Origin of the sequence: Flavobacterium frigoritolerans, from assembly GCF_025847275.1 — a bacterium.
GTDB classification, from domain to species: domain Bacteria; phylum Bacteroidota; class Bacteroidia; order Flavobacteriales; family Flavobacteriaceae; genus Flavobacterium; species Flavobacterium frigoritolerans.
This window is the reverse complement of record NZ_JAOZEV010000011.1, coordinates 57291-77491: the sequence shown is the minus strand read 5'-3', so window position 1 is coordinate 77491 and position 20201 is coordinate 57291. Positions and strand designations below refer to the sequence as shown.

Here is a 20201-nt window from a genome sequence, read left to right as displayed (position 1 = left end):
ATAAAGGCAAAAATAAAGGGCTTAGATGCTGTTTATTAGTAATTTTGTATACTAATAAATAATAGTGCCATGAAGTATCATTTATTCGATGAAAGCCCTTTTAAAACTCTAATATCATTTCATAAACTTATTGAAGCTTTAGAGGAAATTGCACAATCAGATATTGATTATCGGTCTAATTATGCCAAGGCACTTTTAAAGGAAATAGAAGCTATTCCTGAATTACAAACAGGAATTGAAGATTTTTCGGTGATAAAAAAACATGAGACTATAATCAATCATTTATTAGCCGATTTATTCCCTACAGCATTAACAAATAACGAAATTAAAGCTGTTACTATTCCGTTTCAAAACTTTACATTCAATTATACCGAAAGATTTAAAAAAATACTTAAAGATGCAGGTACAAATTTTGATGTAACCATTCGTGATTTCGATGAACAACAATTCTACATTGCCAATTGTTGTTTAATTCTTGGGGCTTACTACAAACAAAACATAGATTTCAATAAACCTTTTTTTTATGATATTCCAGATTCTAACGGAATCATAAACCACTACCGTATTTTATACAATGCTGATTTCATGGAAATCATTCCTTCTGAAAATGCTCCAAAGCTGACACAAGAGGATATTGATTTATTGATTGACAACTATGATGATATTGCTTTATGGAGAGAAAAATTCCCTGTTGAAAGCTGGACCCTAAAAGGTTTTGGTATTATTATTTTATTTGATGCTACTACAGAAAATGCTATTTCTAACTTAAAGACTAATTTATTAAAATCAGACACCAAAAAAGCAACTGAAAGTAAAAATATCGAAAGCATATTTAGATCTATTTTTAAGATACCAAATCTTAAAGTTGGTTTTTTAATTTACAACCCTGAACAGGAAAAATTTATAAAACCTCCACAGCTAGAAAAAGATAGCGAATTATCCAGCTTCTTACTTCCTTTTAATCATGAAATGGATTGTAAAAATGCTGTATTCGGTTGCACTTTTGAAAACTTACTAGAACACAAAGAACCTCTTATAATTTCGAATGTTGAGAAATTTATAGAGCAAAAGGAGAATATAAAACTTGGAGAACTTTTACGTAGTCAAAACATTAGCAGTTGCGTTTTTGCTCCAGTTATAAAAGATAATAAATTATTAGGCGTTGTCGAATTAGTTTCGGCTACACCAAGAGCACTTAACACTATAAATGCTAAAAAATTAGATCTGGTTCTACCTTATCTAGTCGACACAATAGAAAGATACAACAATGACATGCAACATCAGATAGAAGCAGTAATTCAAAGAGAATATACTACAATTCATCCGAGTGTTTATTGGAAATTTAGAGAAGAATCTCAAAAATACTTTCAGAATAGCAATCACACGAAAGATTATATTTTTAAAGAAATTGTCTTTAAAGAAGTGTTTCCGTTATACGGACAAATTGATATTAAAGGTTCATCGGAGCATCGAAATCAAACTGTAAAAGCCGATCTGAAAAATCAGCTGGAAATGTTATTGCAAATTTTTGCGAGTCAAAAAGAAAACACAAATTTAATTCTTTTAGAGCAGCGTAAATTCGAATTACAATCGCTTCTTGAAGAACTTGATTCGCCCTTAAAAGCAGATTCGGAACAACATATACAACGCTATATTGAAGACGAAATTCATCCTATTTTAAAAAATACTAAAAGTAATTCTGAAGCAGAAAAACTAGAACAAAAATACTTTAAAGGTTTAGACGAAAAAACAGGTTTATTTTATCAGGAAAGAAAAAAATTTGATAATGCAATGTCTATTATCAATAAGAAACTAGCTGTTATCCTTGACAAAAAACAAATCGAAGCGCAACAAATATATCCTCATTATTACGAACGATTTAAAACCGATGGTGTAGAACATAATTTATACATAGGAGCCTCTATTGCGCCTACAAAACCATTTGATGTAATGTATCTCCATAATTTAAGATTATGGCAATTACAAACATTATGCGAAATGGAATTAGCACACCATCAGCTTAAAGCTTCATTACCGTATGAGCTTGATGTTACATCTTTAATTTTAGTATTTAGCTCCCCTATTTCTATCCGTTTTAGAATGGATGAAAAACGTTTTGATGTTGATGGAACTTATAATGCCCGATACGAAGTGGTAAAAAAACGTATTGATAAAGCGCATATCAAGGATAGTAAAGAACGTATTACGGAAAAAGAAAAAATAACAATTGTATATTCTCATAATAGTGAAGAAGCAGAATATTTAAAATACATTAAATACCTACAATTCAAGAAAATACTAGAACCTCAAATAGAACAATTTGAGGTAGAAGATTTACAAGGTGTTTCAGGTCTAAAAGCTATTCGGGTTAAAGTGGTAAATAATCTACCATCTGCTATAAAAATAACCTATCAGGATTTACTAGATGAACTAAACTAACTTAAAGCGAAATAAATGCAATTATAAATGCTAAGACTGTAATAATAATACCAACCATAAAAAGATTATAAGCTACTCTTAACAAACGGTATTTTCTTTCGAGTACGATACCTAAAAAATACAAATCTTTAATCATTGTATCGTACAAATAATTTTTGTCTTTCATCATTTCGTTCATTGCCCATTCATACTCATGCAAAGGCATTTTGTAAAAGTTTCCAAAGAACAATAAATTAATTTTTTTTGCTTCGATATCTTCTCGGGTAAATACACCTGTAGTAACTTTTGGCCTTGTCGAAAGTATAGCAAAAATTATAGTGATCACACTAGATATCAACATTATAAAAGTAGGAATAACCAAATGTGCATTCTTAGGACTATCCAGTTTTGGGATAATTGTTGAAAGTGCTATCGAAATAATTATTGCGTTTACAGACAACAAAATATTGGCTTTACTATCAGCAATACCGCTTAATCGAGTATGATTTCCTAATGTCACCCTAAAAAGAGTATCAATACCTCGGTCTGGTTTCTCTATCTTATCTTTCTTTTTCTTAATAATTTCACCAAATTCGTTGGTGCTATTTGATTCTTTCTTCTCCATTTTTTTATGAATCCGTTTTAAATTTTTTTCTTTTAAAGGTTGCCATTTTTCTTTGGCATAATCAGTATAAAACCGATGTATGTTTTCTAAAAAGTTTAAATTTACTCTTTCCCACTCTTCATTCGAAAATATTTTATTCTCTGTATTCTCCCATTCTATTCTTAAAAGTTCGCAACTGGTGGCATATTCTCTAGTTGTAAGATGAATGTAATCTGCATCTTTCATTATCTTTTCTAAATGAGTCAGAGGTTCATGATATTTGGCTGTAGCAGCAATTAAACTTGAAATGTTTGCTATAAATTCAGGAGACTTATTTTTATCACTTAAAAATTCTGTAACAATTCGCACACTCTCTATCTCATGATTTTCAAAACCTTTAATATATCCTGTATCATGAAACCAGGCAGCAATCAAAAGTTTTTCTTCGTCATCACTCCCTATTCTTTCATTAACACATAACTCTTTAACAGCATCTACAACACTTGTAGTGTGGCGAAAATTATGGTACGAATATAGAATAGAAAGTTTATCTTTGAGTAAGTTATAAACAAAATCTTCGGACTGCTCTAGTAGGTTCATAAACATATTTTTATACAACTAAATTATGAAATTGTTTTCGGATAATCATTTTACAAATAAGATTAACACATATTTAATTGGATTTTTTGGTTTCTTTTTAATTCAGTCCTGTGCAACGCATCATGCGCAATTTGGAAAAGACGTACAAAATCCTATTTCACAAAACGCATTAGATACTACAAAAATTGCCCATACTTTATATTTAGTTGGAGATGCAGGAAATGCCGATGAGGAACAAGCACAACAAACTCTTGAGCTTTTACACAAGAGACTCCAAAGTTCAGATAAAAACTCGACACTTTTATTTTTAGGGGACAATATTTACCCTTACGGATTTCCTAGTGAAAAAGATCCAGATGCTACAGCTCTTGCCGAAAAAAAACTAACAAATCAGCTAGAATTAACAAAAGGTTACAATGGAAAAACAATTTTTATTCCTGGTAATCACGATTGGTATAGCGGAATTGAAGGAATAGAACGCCAATCAAAATTCGTAACGACATACTTAAACAATAAAAAAGCATTCTTACCACAAAAATCCTGTGCTATTGAACAGCTAAAAATAAACAAACAAACTACTTTAATAGTTATAGACAGTCAATGGTTTTTAGAAGACTGGGATGACAACCCTACTATGAATGATAATTGCGATATTAAAACCCGTGAAGCTTTCTTTGAAGAATTAGAAAGTATTTTAAATAAAAACAGAGAAAAAACTGTTCTAATAGCGGTTCATCATCCTTTAATGAGTAATGGTACGCATGGAGGTCAATTTTCGTTAGAGAAACAACTATTCCCTTTAGAACAAAAGATTCCTCTTCCTGTTATTGGTTCAGTAATAAATTTGCTTCGTAAAACATCGGGAGTAAGCCCGCAAGACATACAAAATAAAGTATATACACAGTTTGTAAAAAGGGTAAAAACCCTTTTACAAAGCCAAGATAATGTTATCGTAATTTCTGGTCATGATCATAATTTACAATACATCAACAAGAGTAATATTAAACAAATTATAAGCGGTGCTGGTTCAAAATCTGAAGCTGCAAGGGCTGTATATCCGAATGATTTTTCATATGGTGGCAATGGATATGCATCATTAACTCTTTATAAAAACGGAGACGCCAGACTTGCTTTTTATGGCAATGAAAACAAAAAAGAAAAACTGCTATTTGATCAAAATATCATCACAGTAAAAGACACCGTGTATCATGAAAACTTACCAGCCAAGTTTAATGCAACAACAAAGGCTTCTATTTATTCGAGTGAAATGACTAAGAAAAGTATTTTTCATAAATTTTTATTCGGAAAACATTATAGAAAATATTACAGCATGCCAATTGAAGCCAAAACAGTTTCTTTAGACACTCTTTTTGGCGGTATTACACCAAAAAGAGAAGGCGGAGGACATCAATCAAAATCATTGCGAATTGTAGATAAAGACGGAAAAGAATATGTGATGCGTGCTTTGAAAAAAAGCGCTTCCCGTTTTCTTCAATCTGTAGCATTTAAGGATCAATTTGTACAAGATCAATTTGATGATACGTATGCTGAGAACTTCTTATTAGACTTCTATACAACTTCTCATCCTTATACCCCATTTGCGGTAGGTAATCTCGCAGATAAAGTTGGAATATCACATACCAATCCTGTTTTATATTATATTCCTAAACAAGAAATTCTTAAAGGATATAATTATAATTTCGGAGATGAATTGTACATGGTAGAAGAACGTCCATCTAGTAGCCAAATAAGTTTAAAGACTTTTGGAAAACCGCTAAACATAATCAGTACCGATGATGTGATGAAAAATCTTCATAAAGATGAAAAATATACTATTGACGAAAAAGAATACATAAAAGCCCGATTATTTGACATGCTCATTGGTGATTGGGACAGACACAGTGACCAATGGCGTTGGGGTGAATATAACGAGGGAGATAAAATTATTTACAAACCAATTCCCAGAGATCGAGATCAGGCTTTTACAAAATACGATGGTGCATTGCTTTCACTTTTAATGCATATGCCCGCATTACGTCATATGCAATCGTTTAAAGATGATATAAGGAATGTAAAATGGTTTAACCGTGAACCTTATCCTCAGGATATTGCTTTCTTAAAAACAGCCAATGAAAAAGACTGGATTGATCAAGCCAAATACATACAAGAGAATCTAACTGACGCTGAAATAGATGCTTCTTTTAATAATTTACCAAAAGAAGTACAAGACGAAACTCTTACAGACATTAAACGTAAATTAAAACTACGAAAAGAGAAACTCCAAAAATATGCTACAGAATATTATAGAGTGCTACAAAAAACAGCTTTAATCGTTGGAACGGACAAAAAAGATAAATTTATAATTACGCATAAAGCAAAAAACAAACTTGATGTCGAGGTATATCGCATCAAGAAAAATGGTGAAGAATTAATTTACACAAAAAATTTCACAGCTGGTAAAACCAAAAATCTTTGGGTTTACGGATTAGATGATGATGACGTTTTTGAAGTAAAAGGAGATCATAATTCTCGAATAAACATTCGTTTAATAGGTGGTCAAAACAATGATTCATATGTAGTGACCAACGGAAAAAGAGTAAAAATTTATGATTTTAAATCAAAAAAAAATACTTACGATTTAGATTCAAAAACCAAAACAGCACTTACAGATGATTACCAAACGAATCTTTATGATTATGAAAAAGTAAAATACAATGCTTTCTCAGGCTTGCCTTTTGGTGGATTTAATCCTGATGACGGTGTGAAATTAGGTATTATTGCCAACTATACAGTAAACAAATTCAACCAAAACCCATATACACAAAAACACATATTAAAAGCCAATTACTTTTTTGCAACCGATGGATATGAACTTATTTACGACGGGCATTTTCCAAAAGTTTTAGGCAAATGGGATTTTGACATACAATCAGTTTTAACTAGTCCTAACTTTACGATAAACTATTTTGGTTATGGTAATGAGACTGTAAACAATGATGAAGATTTAGGTATGAATTACAACCGTGTTCGTATGCGTGCTATAAAAGTAGCCCCATCCATTAAGAAAGTAGGTAAATATGGAAGTGAAATTAATTTTGCGACATCTTTTGAGAAAATTAGAATTGAAGAAACATCAGGCAGATTTATAAATACACCTGGAGTAGCCGCTCCTGATGTTTTTAAAAGCCAACAATATGCCGGAGCAACAGTAAAATACAGTTATGAGAACTACGATCTTCCATCATTCCCATCTATGGGATTTGGATTTTCGGTGGCTGGAAGCTGGAAAATAAATCTGGATGACAACAAACAAAACTTTCCGACATTAGAAAGTAAAATTAATTTCAATCACAAAATTGATTCAAATGGTAAACTTGTTTTTGCAACTATAATTAAATCAAAAATACTCTTTAATAATAATTTCGATTTTTTCCAAGGAGCAACATTAGGTGGTGATTATGATTTAAGAGGATATAGAAATCAGCGTTTCTTGGGAAATCAGTCTTTTTATCAAAGTAGTGATGTCCGCTGGAATTTAGGAAAAATAAGAAAAAGTATCTTGCCAATGTCTTACGGAATTCTTGGCGGATTTGATTATGGGCGTGTTTGGGTTACAGGAGAAAATTCAAACAAGTGGCACCAATCCTTTGGAGGCGGTTTATGGCTCAACGGATTGGATGTGATCACTGCTAGACTTACTTATTTTAAAAGCGTAGACGAAGAAGCTAGAATTGCGTTTGGTATAGGATTTGGTTTTTAATTATTTTTTAAAACTAAATTCATATACTTTACCACCAACTTTTTTTGTCTTTTCATCAGCTATTAATAATGTTTTATTGTCTTTAAAAACAACGGCTTCTTTTTGAGAAAAATGATCTAAATCAATCTCTGTTTGTGTCCCTTTATAAAATTTATCTCCTCCAAAACCTTGAAAAAGTATTATTTTATCGTGACATAAAACAACTACTTTTTTCATATCTGGACTAATTGCAGCACTAGTAATTGCACAATGATTGTAATTACTACATGTTTTAAATGTACCTATTAAAGTAGCTTTTTGTGTTCCTGCCGCATTTGGTATTTTATAAATAGATGCAGTGCCATCAAAATTTTTGCTTCGGTTTTTAGTAAACAAATAGAAATTATTTTTAAACTCAAAAAAGCCTTCAACGTCATAAAACATTTGGGTTTTCTTAGGAGGAAAATCTTTTTGTTCAGGATATGCAAATGAAATTTTATAACTAGAGACAGCATTTTCTTTTCCTAAAGCCGATTTATCTATTCTATAGATACATAAATCTTTACGTATGTTATCATTGTTTCCAAAATCACCAATGTATAAATTACCTGCTTTGTCTTTTGTAATATCTTCCCAATCGATATTAGTAGCATTTGTAATTGTAACTGTTTTGGCAATTTCACCCTGAGCATTTAATCCATAAATTTTATTAGCATTACCACTGTCCTCTAAAGTCCAAAGCATATTATTTTCAGGAAGATAAGTAATTCCAGAAACTTCTTTTAGTTTTTTAGGCAACGGATATAATGTTTTCAATACACTAGAATCTTGCTGACAAGCCAACAAAATAAATGCAACAATAAGTGAGATATAATTTTTCATATAATAAATTTAAGATTCTATATCAGGTTAGTATTTTTAAAATTTCTAGTAATAAAACCAAATGCAGCCGACATAATATGCCCCATTGATTTTGCATTTTTAAAATTCAAATCATTAGTATAACGGTATAATTCCATTTTTAGTTGATTTAAATTTGCTTCGGGCGAAATAGTATCTTCACTCATGATATGCAATAACTTTTTAATTCTGCTATCAGCAGAGTGAATACGTTTTGCTAAAATTGCACGCTCCTCATCTTTGTATTGCACAATTGACCGATCTTCTAGTTTATCTTTAATCAATTCAATCATTGGGTAATTTTCTTTAAAAAACTGTGGCCTATACACTTTAAAATTCCCTTCATAACATTGCTGATCAAAATCGATTGGACGAATTTTATATACTACTTGGTCAAAATCATGAATCGGGACAATTACATAATTATACGCCCGCATATCACCCAAAAGCCTAATCATACAGCGTTCATTGAATTTCACAAATTCTTTAGCAATTTGAGATTTTTCTGTTTCAGTACAATTTTTAAGTAGTGTACTCATAAAAATATCTCCCGGAATACCAATTATATGCTCTTCGATTAAAGTATCCTTATATACCAAAAAGTTTATTTTATCAGGAGATAGTATTTCCTCTAATTCAAGACCATAAATTCGAGAAGCATCTGCCTTTTTAATATAAAAATGAACATAATTATCATTTAAAATATTTCGAACTTTAATTCTGAAAGGTTTAGAATTACCAAACGTACAATAATCAATTGCATCAATATTCAAGAATTGGATAATATCTGTGTTACCATCAGAATGCAAAAGCGAATAAATCTTCTTTAGATTCAAATCAATTTCATTTCTCTCAAATTCATTATAATAAACACGGATCCATAAGGTATCTTTATCGTGTTTATCATATACATTTATAGCACCTGAAAAACGTAATAAATCATCATAAAAAACCGAAACTTTTGAGATTCGTTCATAACGTTCTAAATAATCCAACAGCGGATTTGTTAATGGATATGATGGTTTTTTAAAAAACATTAAAGGTTCACTCATTTTGAATATATTTGATACAAATTTACATTAAATATAAACCATTCAGTAACAAAAACTAAACTGACACGTCTTACTAAAAACTAAAACCGCAAATAAATTTGGAAACAATACTTACAATACAGAACCTTCATAAAAGATATGGGCGAATTCAGGCTCTGAAGGATATTTCTTTCGAAATAAAAAAAGGCCGCGTTTATGGAATTCTAGGCCCTAACGGAAGCGGAAAATCTACAACATTAGGAATCGTTTTAAATGTAGTAAACAAAACTTCTGGGCAATACAGCTGGTTTGGTGGAAAAATACAAACCCATGATGCATTAAAAAAAGTAGGTGCCATTATCGAAAGACCTAACTTTTACCCTTACATGACTGCTGAAGAAAATCTGAAATTGGTTTGTAAAATCAAGAACATAGATTATTCTAAAATAAATGAAAAATTAGAATTAGTAGGTTTAAACGAGCGAAAAAACAGCAAGTTTAGTACTTTCTCATTAGGGATGAAACAGCGTTTAGCTATTGCATCAGCCTTATTGAATGACCCCGAAATATTAATTCTTGATGAACCTACAAATGGCTTAGATCCACAAGGAATTCATCAGATTCGTGATATCATAAAAAAAATAGCCTCACAAGGAACAACTATATTACTTGCCTCTCATTTATTAGATGAAGTCGAAAAAGTATGTACTGATGTTGTTGTTTTAAGAAAAGGAGAAATTTTATATTCTGGCCCAGTTGGTGGCATGTCAGCAAATGAAGGTTTCTTTGAAATACAAGCTGATGATACTGAAAAATTAATTACTGTAACAGAAACTCATCCTGCAGTCGATCGTATTATAAAAGAAAAAGAAATGATTCTGGTTTATTTAAAAAACGATTTAAATGCCGCAGATTTAAACCGTTTTTTATTTTCACAAAACATCACATTAAACCATTTAGTAAAACGTAAAAATAGCCTAGAAGAACAATTTCTAGAACTAACCAATAACGCTTCTATAAAAAATAAATAACCCATGAACAGACTTCTCTCTATAGAACTACAAAAAATTTGGAAAAATAAAGCCAGCCGTGTCTTAACGTTAACCTATTTTATTCTTCTTTCATTTATCGCATTAATTGCCTCTATCAAATTTGACTTGGGGGTTTTTAAATTTCATTTAGCCGAAATAGGAATTTTCAACTTTCCTTTCATTTGGCATTTCAATACTTATATTGCAGCTTGGTTAAAGTTTTTCTTAGCAATAGTAATTGTCTCAATGATGGCAAATGAATACAGCTATGGCACTTTAAAACAAAATCTTATTGATGGTCTAAGCAAAAAAGAATTTGTTTTATCGAAGTTCTACACCGTAATTCTATTTGCATTTTGCTCTACAGTTTTTGTATTCATAATGAGCTTAATCTTAGGTTTGTGTTTTTCTTCTTATACCGAAATTGGAATTATTTTTTCGGGTATGGAATATCTTTTTGCATTTTTCATAAAACTAATTGGGTTCTTTTCCTTCTGTTTATTTTTAGGAATATTGGTAAAACGTTCGGCATTTGCATTGGGATTCTTACTTGTTTGGAGTATTCTTGAAGGTTTTATAAAAACTATTTTTGCATTTATACTTTTTCCAGAAAGTAAATTTGCTGATTATTTTATTCGCTTACTTCCTTTAGAAGCTATGTCTAATTTAATTGTTGAACCATTTACAAGATTATCAGTAATAAAAAATATTGGAGCACAAATGGGAGTTGAAAACATAAAAAACTATAATGTTGATTACATTTCGGTTGTAATTGTTTTGATTTGGACATTCCTTTTCATTTTCTTTTCATACAAACTACTAAAGAATCGAGATCTATAGTATATTTGTTTGTACCCTTTTTTAGAAAATAATGGAGTCAGTAAAAATAATCATATCGGTAATTTTCATTTTTTGTCTTGGGACAAAATCCAATGCGCAATACATTATTATTGATGATACCAAAACATCTCAGGAATTAATAGAAAAAGTATTGGTGAATAGTTCCTGCGCTACCGTAAAAAATCCTCAAACGAGTGGTGACGAACATACTCCAGGACAACAAAGTTTTGCTTATTTTAATGCTGGCACGAGCAATTTCCCCTTTAAAGAAGGAGTTGTACTTAGCACTTGGAGCAGCCAAAACTCGATTGGCCCTTTACAAAATGATGATGGCGGTGGCGGAAGTAACTCATGGTTGGGTGATTCAGATTTAGATCAGATATTAGGCATAAAATCTATAAATGCTACTGTTTTGGAATTTGATTTTTCACCATTAACAAATTTCATAAGTTTCAACTATATTTTTGCGTCTAATGAATACCAAAATGTATATCCATGCTATTATTCTGATGGGTTTGCTTTTCTGATAAAAGAAAAAAACAGCAGTGAGCCATATAAAAACTTAGCAGTATTGCCAAACACCAATACACCAGTTTCATCTATGAACGTTCGCCCAAAAACTGCCTCAGTTACAGATAATAAAGGTAATATAGTTCCAGGATGCCAAGCAGTAAATGAAATTTATTTTAACGGATTTAATACCGTTGGATCAGGCGCTACAAATTATGCAGGGCAAACTATTGTAATGAAATCTGAAACTAATGTAGTTGCAGGAAAAACGTATCACATAAAATTAGTAATCGCCGATGATAGAAATGCATACTATGATTCGGCTATTTTTCTTGAAGCAGGAAGCTTTACTTCAAAAATAGACTTGGGAGAAGACCGAGAAACAACCACAAACAATCCATTATGCTATGGAGCTGAATTAGTACTAGACACAAAATTATATTCTCCAGCAGGCTCAAATTATAGCTATGAATGGTATAAAGATGGCATAAAAGACAATACAGTAACAGGTCCCACATTTACAGTTAAGGAAGCTGGAACATACAAAGTAAATGTTTTAATGGCACCCTCGACATGTACTGCTTCTGATGAAATAAAAATTGAGTATGCGCCAGAAATTACAACAACAAATGCGACATTAATTCAATGTGACATAGATTCAGATAACAGTACTACATTTAATCTAACCAAAGCTGATGCAATAATTAAGAACAATGATCCCAATTTAAACATCGTATATTACAGATCATTAGCAGATGCTCAAGCAAAATTAAATCCAATTGCTGATCCTAAAAGTTACACTAATAATTCACCTACAGAAATTATTCATGCAAGAGTTGAAAATAAAATTGGCTGTGCTAAATATGCTGAGCTTCAATTAAAAATATCAAACAACATCATACTTCCACAAAATCCTATTGCTGTTTGCGATGAAGACACAGATGGATTATATGAATTTAATTTAGACAGTCAAGTTACTCCACAGCTTATAAACGGGCTACCTCTAGGGTTATTAGTAAATTATTATACAACTAAAAACAATGCAATCACTGAAGCAAATCCTCTACCAAATAATTTCAAAAATACCATTGCATTTAATCAAACCATATATGCTCGTATTATAAATGGTCCAGACTGTTATGCTGTAACTCCAATTGAATTAGTAATCAATATATTTAACCCTCCTAATTTTGATACTGAAACTGTCTTTTTATGTAAAGATGCTACAATTGATTTAACTGTTGCTACAGGGTTTGAAAGTTATAACTGGAACACAGGATCAACCTCAAATACAATTCCTGTAAATAGTGTTGGAAATTATTCTATTACAGTATCTGATATAAATGGTTGTGAAAAAACTAAGAAATTCAATGTTGTTGCTTCAGATGTGGCTATAATTACAGAAACCAAGATTAAAGATTTTTCTGCAAATGAAAATTCAGTTTTAGTAGAATATACTGGAATTGGAAATTATGAATTTTCACTAAACGGAATAGATTATCAAGACAATCCATTATTTAAAGATGTTTCTGCTGGAATTTACAAAGCATACGCAAGAGATAAGAATGGTTGCGGAACAACTATATCATCCGATTTTTACGTTCTTGACTACCCAAGATTCTTCACTCCTAACGGAGATGGTTATAATGACACTTGGAGAATCAAAAATCTAGATCAGATGCCCGATTACTCTATCTCTATATTTGATCGTTATGGAAAGTTGATAAAACAAATGAGCTCTACAAACATAGGATGGGATGGAAATTATACAGGGCGCCAACTACCCTCTGATGATTACTGGTTTACTTTGCTATTTGAAAATGGAAAAGAAGTCAAAGGCCACTTCAGTTTAAAAAGATAACCAATCTACAAATCATTAAAATTTTGAAACTTGCCATTAGTTTCAAAATATCATGAAACAATATTTATAAAAAATACAAGCATAAAAAAAGCCATTCACAATGTGAATGGCTTTTTTAGTACTATATATATTCTGATTAGATTTTAAATCTTTTTCTATCAGTTTCTGTCAAATAGATTTTTCTCAAACGAATAGATTTTGGAGTTACCTCTACATATTCATCTTTTTGAATGTACTCTAATGCTTCCTCTAATGAGAAAATAATTGGAGGGATGATTCTTGCTTTTTCATCATTTCCTGATGAACGAACGTTAGATTGTTTTTTCTCTTTAGTTACGTTTACACACATATCATCAGCACGAGAGTTTTCTCCAATTACCTGACCTTCGTAGATTTCGGCATTTGGTTCAACAAAAAACTTACCACGATCTTGTAATTTATCGATAGAATAAGGAATAGCTTTTCCTTTTTCCATAGAAATCAATGAACCTTTGTTACGTCCAGAAATTTCTCCTTTGAAAGGCTCATATCCTATAAAACGGTGTGACATAATCGCTTCACCAGCAGTAGCAGTAAGCAATTGATTTCTTAATCCAATAATTCCACGAGATGGAATATTAAATTTAATAATCATACGCTCACCTTTAGTCTCCATACTCAACATTTCACCTTTACGAACTGTTACGAACTCAACTGCTCTACCTGAAAGATTTTCTGGTAAATCGATTGTTAATTCCTCAATTGGCTCACATTTTTTACCATCAATTTCTTTGATAATAACTTGTGGTTGACCGATTTGTAATTCGTAACCTTCTCTTCTCATTGTTTCAATAAGAACAGATAAGTGAAGTACTCCACGACCAAAAACCATGAATTTATCAGCAGAATCAGTTTCACCTAACTTCATAGCTAAGTTTTTCTCTAATTCTTTTGTTAATCTTTCTCTAATATGACGAGAAGTTACAAATTTACCCTCTTTACCAAAGAAAGGAGAATCATTAATTGTAAACAACATACTCATTGTAGGCTCATCAATAGCAATTGTTTGTAAAGCTTCTGGATTTTCGTGATCAGCAATAGTGTCACCAATCTCAAATCCTTCAACTCCAATAATAGCACAGATATCACCTGCAATTACTTGCTCTACTTTTTTACGACCAAGTCCTTCAAAAGTGTGTAATTCTTTAATTCTTGATTTTATAATTTTACCATCTCTTTTTACCAAAGAAATTGGCATACCTTCTTTTAAAATTCCTCTTTCAAGACGACCAATAGCGATACGACCTGTAAATGCAGAGAAATCCAAAGATGTAATTAACATTTGTGGAGTTCCTTCAGAAACTTTAGGAGCTGGAACATTAGCAATTACCATATCTAGTAAAGGCTCAATGTTTTCTGTTTGATTTCTGAAATCATCAGACATCCAGTTATTTTTAGCTGATCCATAAACAGTTGGAAAATCCAATTGTTCTTCTGAAGCACCTAATTCAAACATTAAGTCAAAAACTTTTTCATGTACTTCTTCTGGAGTACAGTTTTCCTTATCAACTTTGTTGATAACTACGCATGGCTTCAAACCTAAGTCGATTGCCTTTTGTAATACAAAACGAGTTTGTGGCATTGGTCCTTCAAAAGCATCTACTAGCAAACATACACCATCGGCCATGTTTAGTACACGTTCTACTTCACCACCAAAATCGGCGTGACCAGGAGTATCGATAATATTGATTTTAGTTCCTTTGTATTGAACCGAAACGTTCTTAGAAGTAATAGTAATACCCCTCTCACGCTCTAAATCATTATTATCAAGAATTAAATCACCTGTGTTTTCGTTGTCACGAAATAACTGACAGTGATACATAATTTTATCAACCAAAGTGGTTTTACCGTGATCGACGTGGGCAATAATTGCAATATTTCTAATAGATTCCATCTGAGATTTTTAATGGGTGCAAAGGTACACTTTTTTTTAATATAAAAACTATTTCGGGAATAGTTTACATATTCTTAACTGATTACGTACAAAAACTAGCTTTATTTCAAGCCTTTCAAATATCTTATAATTGATGTTTAATAATTTGGTAATTATTAATTATATTTGAGTAATGAAAAACAAAACCAATCAAATTACATTAATTTACTTTGTCATTTCTCTATTTCTGGCAATCATTTGCCACAAATACTTGCTTAACAATATCTCAAATACTCAATACTATTATTTCAGTTTCATAAAAGATCTTGTTTTCATTATTCTAACTGGTCTTCTCTTCAGGTATATACTATCAAAAAACGACGCCAGAAACATTACAGTATTCGAAAAACTAAAAAAATCGAATGACGAAATCAAAGAATCCAACGAGAAATACAACATAGTTGCAAAAGCAACCAGTGACACAATTTGGGACTGGAAAATCCAAGAAGACAACATTACTTGGAACAAAGGAATCGAAAGTGTTTTCGGATATAAACCAGAAGAAGTTGGCGACAGCTCGAGATGGTGGTTTGACAAAATCCATCCCGAAGACAGCATCAGAATGTCAGTAAAACTATATTCATTTATAGAACAAAAAACAGAAAAATGGCAAGATCAGTATCGTTTTAGATGTGCTGACGCTACTTATAAATACGTTCTTCACCGTAGCTTTCTATTAAAAGATGAAAACGGAAGAGCCACAAGAATGATTGGTGCCATACAAGATATCACAAAACAAAAGGAAGAAGAACAACGATTAAAACTACTTGAAACTGTAATTACTCAATCTCGAGACTCTATCCTAATTACCGAAGCTGACTCACATGATGGTAAAATCCCTCAAATCGTATACGTAAATCCATCTTTTTCAAAAATGTCAGGATATCAATCTGAAGAAATAGTAGGAAAATCACCTAATATCTTTAAAGGTCCAAAATCCGACTCTAGCGAACTCCGAAAACTAATAAAAGCAATAAAAAACAAAGAAGAGTGCTCAATAGAAACTATTAGCTACACCAAAAACAAAGAGGAGTACTGGGTTCGCTATTCAATGATCCCTATTTTTAATTCCGAAAATGAAGTTTCCCACTGGATATCAATACAAAGAGACACAACTGAAGAAAAAAAACTAGAAAAAGAAAAAGAGCACCTAATCAGAGAATTAACTCAAAACAACAAAGACTTAAAACAATTCTCTTACATAACCTCTCATAATCTTAGATCGCCATTATCAAACCTAACCGGATTATTAAATCTCATAGAAGACATTCCGATAGAAAATGAAGAGTTAAAAGAAATATTAAACGGATTCAATAAGTCAACTCACTTACTAAACGAAACTATTAATGATTTAGTAAAAGTTATCATAATTAAAGACAACCCATCAATCCAAAAGGAAGAAGTTTTACTAAACGAAGTTTTCGAGAATGTATTCAATCAGTTAAATTTTCAAATTGAATTACACAAACCAATAATAAAACTAAATTTCGAAAAAGTAACAGTATTAAACATCAACAAAGCCTACCTAGAAAGTATATTATTAAATCTATTAACCAATTCTATTAAATACAGATCAAAAGACCGCAAATTAAAAATCACCATTTCAGCCAATCAAACCGAAGACAGCATAATACTAACCTTTAAAGACAACGGAATTGGAATTGACCTTGAAAGAAACAGAGATAAAGTTTTCGGACTTTACCAAAGATTCCACAATTACCCCGACAGCAAAGGACTTGGATTATACCTAGTAAAATCTCAAGTAGAAACAATGGGAGGAACAATCAGTATAGACAGCGAGGTTGACAAAGGAACCTCATTTACTCTAATATTTAAAAACAAATAAAATGTTTGATCAAATTTTATGCATAGACGACGACCCCATAGCGCTAATGTTATGTAAAAAAGTAATCACAAAAGCTGAGTTTTCTAAAGAAATAATGACTGCACAAAACGGTGAAGAAGCTTTATTATACTTCAACTCTCTTAAATACAACACTAAGCCTACCGATCTTAACGATAAAAAACCACGGCTTATTTTCTTAGACTTAAACATGCCCGTAATGGGTGGCTGGGAATTCCTAGACCACTTCTCTACATCTAACTACTCTGACTTCAATACCACCAACATAATCATATTATCCTCTACAATTGATCCAGAAGATTTAGAAAAAGCAAAAAACTACCCGATGATACTTGACTTTCTCTCAAAACCAATCACCCTACAAATGCTTGAATACATAAAAAACAAAATGAGTATTTAACAGAAAAACTCCTTAAATAATTAAAACAATTATTTAAGGAGTTTTTTTTAAGCATAAAAAAAACCCTCTAAAAGAGAGTTTTTTCATATATTTTAAGCAAATTGTATGATTACAATTTAGCTACATGTTTCGTTAATTTAGATTTTAAATTAGACGCTTTGTTATCATGAATGATATTCTTTTTCGCTAATTTATCAATCATAGAAATTACAGTTGATAATTTTGAAGTAGCATCTTGCTTGTCAGTAGCTATTCTTAATGCTTTAATAGCATTACGAGTAGTTTTGTGCTGATATCTGTTAAGAACTCTTCTTTTTTCGTTGCTTCTGATTCTTTTTAATGCTGACTTATGATTTGCCATTTTTTTTTAATTTTAGATGTAATAATTATAGATACTAGTTAAAAAAGAAAAGCCTCCCATAATTGCAAAACAATCACTTTAGCTTTAACTAATAAAATAAAAACCGAGACACCAGCTGTTATTTTACAAAACTTATTCACAACTAATTTTAGTAGTCCGTAAGGGAATCGAACCCCTGTTACCAGGACGAAATCCTGAAGTCCTAACCCCTAGACGAACGGACCAGTATTCTTCTAAGTTTTTTCAATTTAAATAAAAATTGAATTTGTAGCCCGTAGCGGAATCGAACCGCTCTTACATGGATGAAAACCATGCGTCCTAACCGATAGACGAACGGGCCATTTTATTATTCAATCTTCAAATAACTTTTAACACGCAAAAAAAGTAGTAGCCCGTAGCGGAATCGAACCGCTCTTACATGGATGAAAACCATGCGTCCTAACCGATAGACGAACGGGCCTGCTTCCCTAATGCGGATGCAAAGATACACCTATTTTTTAGTTGCACAATAGCTAAAGCAAAAAAAATTAAAAAAATTAATATGCCTTAGCAAAAAGCACTCTTCTAGTAGAAGAATTACCAGTAAAAACACAGCTTCCCGCCTCTTCTACTCCATCCAAAGGAATACATCTAATGGTTGCTTTCGTTAAGTCCTTAATCTTCTCTTCTGTAGCTGCAGTTCCATCCCAATGTGCTGATACAAAACCTCCTTTATTCTCTAAAACCTCTTTAAATTCTTCAAAATTATTTACTTCAGTAATATGCGAATTTCGATAATCTAATGCTTTATTATACAAATCAACTTGAATTTGAGCCAATAAATCATTCACATAAGTAACAATTCCTTCTTTTGAAACCACTTCTTTTGTTAACGTATCTCTTCTTGCAATTTCAAAAGTTCCGTTTTCTAAATCCTTAGGACCAACCGCAATTCTAATCGGCACTCCTTTTAATTCATATTCATTAAACTTAAATCCTGGCTTCTGTGTCGTTCTGTCATCATATTTCACAGCTATATTAAGCTTTCTCAATTGAGAGACTAACTCATTAACCACAACTGAAATTTCAGCCAATTGCTCATCTGTTTTATGGATAGGAACAATCACCACCTGTATAGGAGCTAAATTTGGAGGCAAGACCAATCCTTTATCATCAGAGTGTGTCATTACTAAAGCACCCATTAATCGAGTAGATACTCCCCAAGAAGTTCCCCAAACATATTCTTGTTTCCCTTCTGCATTAGCAAACTTCACATCAAATGCTTTTGCAAAGTTCTGACCTAAGAAATGTGATGTTCCGGCTTGTAATGCTTTACCATCCTGCATTAATGCTTCGATACAATATGTCTCTTCTGCTCCTGCAAATCGCTCTGACTCTGTCTTAAGTCCTTTCACAACCGGAATTGCCATAAACCCTTCAGCAAATTCGGCATATACATTCATCATTTTCTCAGACTCTTCGATAGCTTCACTTCTTGTAGCATGAGCCGTATGCCCTTCTTGCCATAAAAATTCAGCTGTTCTCAAAAACAATCGAGTTCTCATCTCCCAACGAACCACATTTGCCCATTGATTGATTAACAAAGGTAAATCACGATACGACTGTACCCATCCTTTATATGTAGACCATATAATAGCTTCACTTGTTGGACGAACAATTAGCTCTTCTTCTAACTTAGCATTAGGATCAACCATTAACTTTCCGGGTTTATCCGGATCATTCTTTAATCTATAATGCGTTACAATAGCACACTCTTTTGCGAATCCTTCGGCATTTTTCTCCTCTGCCTCAAACATGCTCTTAGGAACAAATAAGGGAAAATAGGCGTTTTGATGTCCTGTTTCTTTAAATTTTCGATCTAATTCAGCTTGCATTTTTTCCCAAATAGCATATCCGTACGGCTTAATAACCATACATCCTCTAACTCCTGAATTCTCGGCTAAATCCGCTTTTACAACCAGCTCGTTATACCATTTTGAATAATCTTCTGATCTTGTAGTAAGGTTCTTACTCATATTGAATAGTTTGGCACAAATTTTGTTTAACTTATTTTAACTAAATAGTTTCACA

General features: G+C 31.8%; 13 protein-coding genes and 3 tRNA genes. 7 read left to right on the top strand and 9 right to left on the bottom strand.

The genetic code is table 11. From position 1 onward, the window contains the following. The first annotated feature begins 69 nt into the window (after positions 1 to 69). Positions 70 to 2439, top strand: coding sequence for a GAF domain-containing protein (locus tag OIU80_RS14085; RefSeq protein WP_264287634.1), 2370 nt, complete (start codon positions 70 to 72; stop codon positions 2437 to 2439). Between the two features lies 1 nt (position 2440). Here OIU80_RS14085 and OIU80_RS14080 read toward each other — a convergent pair whose 3' ends face one another. Continuing rightward, positions 2441 to 3622 (bottom strand): Pycsar system effector family protein, encoded by a 1182-nt coding sequence (locus OIU80_RS14080; protein ID WP_264287633.1) that lies wholly within the window; start codon positions 3620 to 3622, stop codon positions 2441 to 2443. A gap of 25 nt (positions 3623 to 3647) precedes the next feature. Here OIU80_RS14080 and OIU80_RS14075 point away from each other — a divergent pair, with 25 nt between their 5' ends. Continuing rightward, the gene (locus OIU80_RS14075) at positions 3648 to 7382 is read left to right on the top strand and encodes a metallophosphoesterase (RefSeq protein ID WP_264287632.1); all 3735 of its coding nucleotides are present in this window, start codon (positions 3648 to 3650) and stop codon (positions 7380 to 7382) included. Here the strand turns inward: OIU80_RS14075 and OIU80_RS14070 are convergent, their stop codons facing one another. Together OIU80_RS14070 and OIU80_RS14065 are read right to left on the bottom strand one after the other, a co-directional pair. Continuing rightward, positions 7383 to 8243: an SdiA-regulated/phytase-like domain-containing protein gene (locus tag OIU80_RS14070; protein ID WP_264287631.1), complete on the bottom strand. Its 861-nt coding sequence runs from the start codon at positions 8241 to 8243 to the stop codon at positions 7383 to 7385. Positions 8244 to 8260: 17 nt separating this feature from the next. Continuing rightward, positions 8261 to 9313 carry a hypothetical protein gene (locus OIU80_RS14065; protein WP_264287630.1) on the bottom strand — a complete coding sequence of 351 codons (1053 nt, stop codon included), beginning with the start codon at positions 9311 to 9313 and terminating at the stop codon, positions 8261 to 8263. A gap of 98 nt (positions 9314 to 9411) precedes the next feature. On the opposite strand from OIU80_RS14065, the gene OIU80_RS14060 reads away from it, so the two are divergent. From OIU80_RS14060 to OIU80_RS14050, 3 genes are read left to right on the top strand one after another with little or no spacing between them, the layout of a single operon-like run. Beyond that, positions 9412 to 10323, top strand: a complete 912-nt coding sequence (locus OIU80_RS14060; RefSeq protein ID WP_264287629.1) for an ABC transporter ATP-binding protein — start codon at positions 9412 to 9414, stop codon at positions 10321 to 10323. 3 nt (positions 10324 to 10326) lie between these two features. Next, positions 10327 to 11163 (top strand): ABC transporter permease, encoded by an 837-nt coding sequence (locus OIU80_RS14055; protein WP_264287628.1) that lies wholly within the window; start codon positions 10327 to 10329, stop codon positions 11161 to 11163. Positions 11164 to 11194: 31 nt separating this feature from the next. Beyond that, positions 11195 to 13534, top strand: a complete 2340-nt coding sequence (locus tag OIU80_RS14050; RefSeq protein WP_264287627.1) for a T9SS type B sorting domain-containing protein — start codon at positions 11195 to 11197, stop codon at positions 13532 to 13534. A gap of 136 nt (positions 13535 to 13670) precedes the next feature. On the opposite strand, the gene typA is transcribed toward OIU80_RS14050, so the two are convergent. Then, a complete protein-coding gene (typA, locus tag OIU80_RS14045) occupies positions 13671 to 15467 on the bottom strand; it encodes a translational GTPase TypA (RefSeq protein WP_264287626.1) in 1797 nt (598 codons plus the stop codon). A 172-nt stretch (positions 15468 to 15639) separates the two neighbouring features. On the opposite strand from typA, the gene OIU80_RS14040 reads away from it, so the two are divergent. Next, positions 15640 to 17352: a PAS domain-containing sensor histidine kinase gene (locus tag OIU80_RS14040; RefSeq protein WP_264287625.1), complete on the top strand. Its 1713-nt coding sequence runs from the start codon at positions 15640 to 15642 to the stop codon at positions 17350 to 17352. Between the two features lies 1 nt (position 17353). Beyond that, positions 17354 to 17770, top strand: a complete 417-nt coding sequence (locus OIU80_RS14035) for a response regulator (RefSeq protein ID WP_264287624.1) — start codon at positions 17354 to 17356, stop codon at positions 17768 to 17770. Positions 17771 to 17879: 109 nt separating this feature from the next. Here OIU80_RS14035 and rpsT read toward each other — a convergent pair whose 3' ends face one another. The 5 genes from rpsT to proS form a co-directional block, all read right to left on the bottom strand. Beyond that, positions 17880 to 18131 carry a 30S ribosomal protein S20 gene (gene rpsT / locus OIU80_RS14030; protein ID WP_035622425.1) on the bottom strand — a complete coding sequence of 84 codons (252 nt, stop codon included), beginning with the start codon at positions 18129 to 18131 and terminating at the stop codon, positions 17880 to 17882. Positions 18132 to 18283: 152 nt separating this feature from the next. Further along, positions 18284 to 18355 (bottom strand) — tRNA-Glu (locus OIU80_RS14025). A 44-nt stretch (positions 18356 to 18399) separates the two neighbouring features. Next, positions 18400 to 18471 (bottom strand) — tRNA-Glu (locus OIU80_RS14020). Between the two features lie 48 nt (positions 18472 to 18519). Next, positions 18520 to 18591, bottom strand: a tRNA-Glu gene (locus OIU80_RS14015). A gap of 76 nt (positions 18592 to 18667) precedes the next feature. Then, a complete protein-coding gene (gene proS / locus OIU80_RS14010; protein ID WP_264287623.1) occupies positions 18668 to 20146 on the bottom strand; it encodes a proline--tRNA ligase in 1479 nt (492 codons plus the stop codon). Between the last annotated feature and the right edge of the window lie 55 nt (positions 20147 to 20201).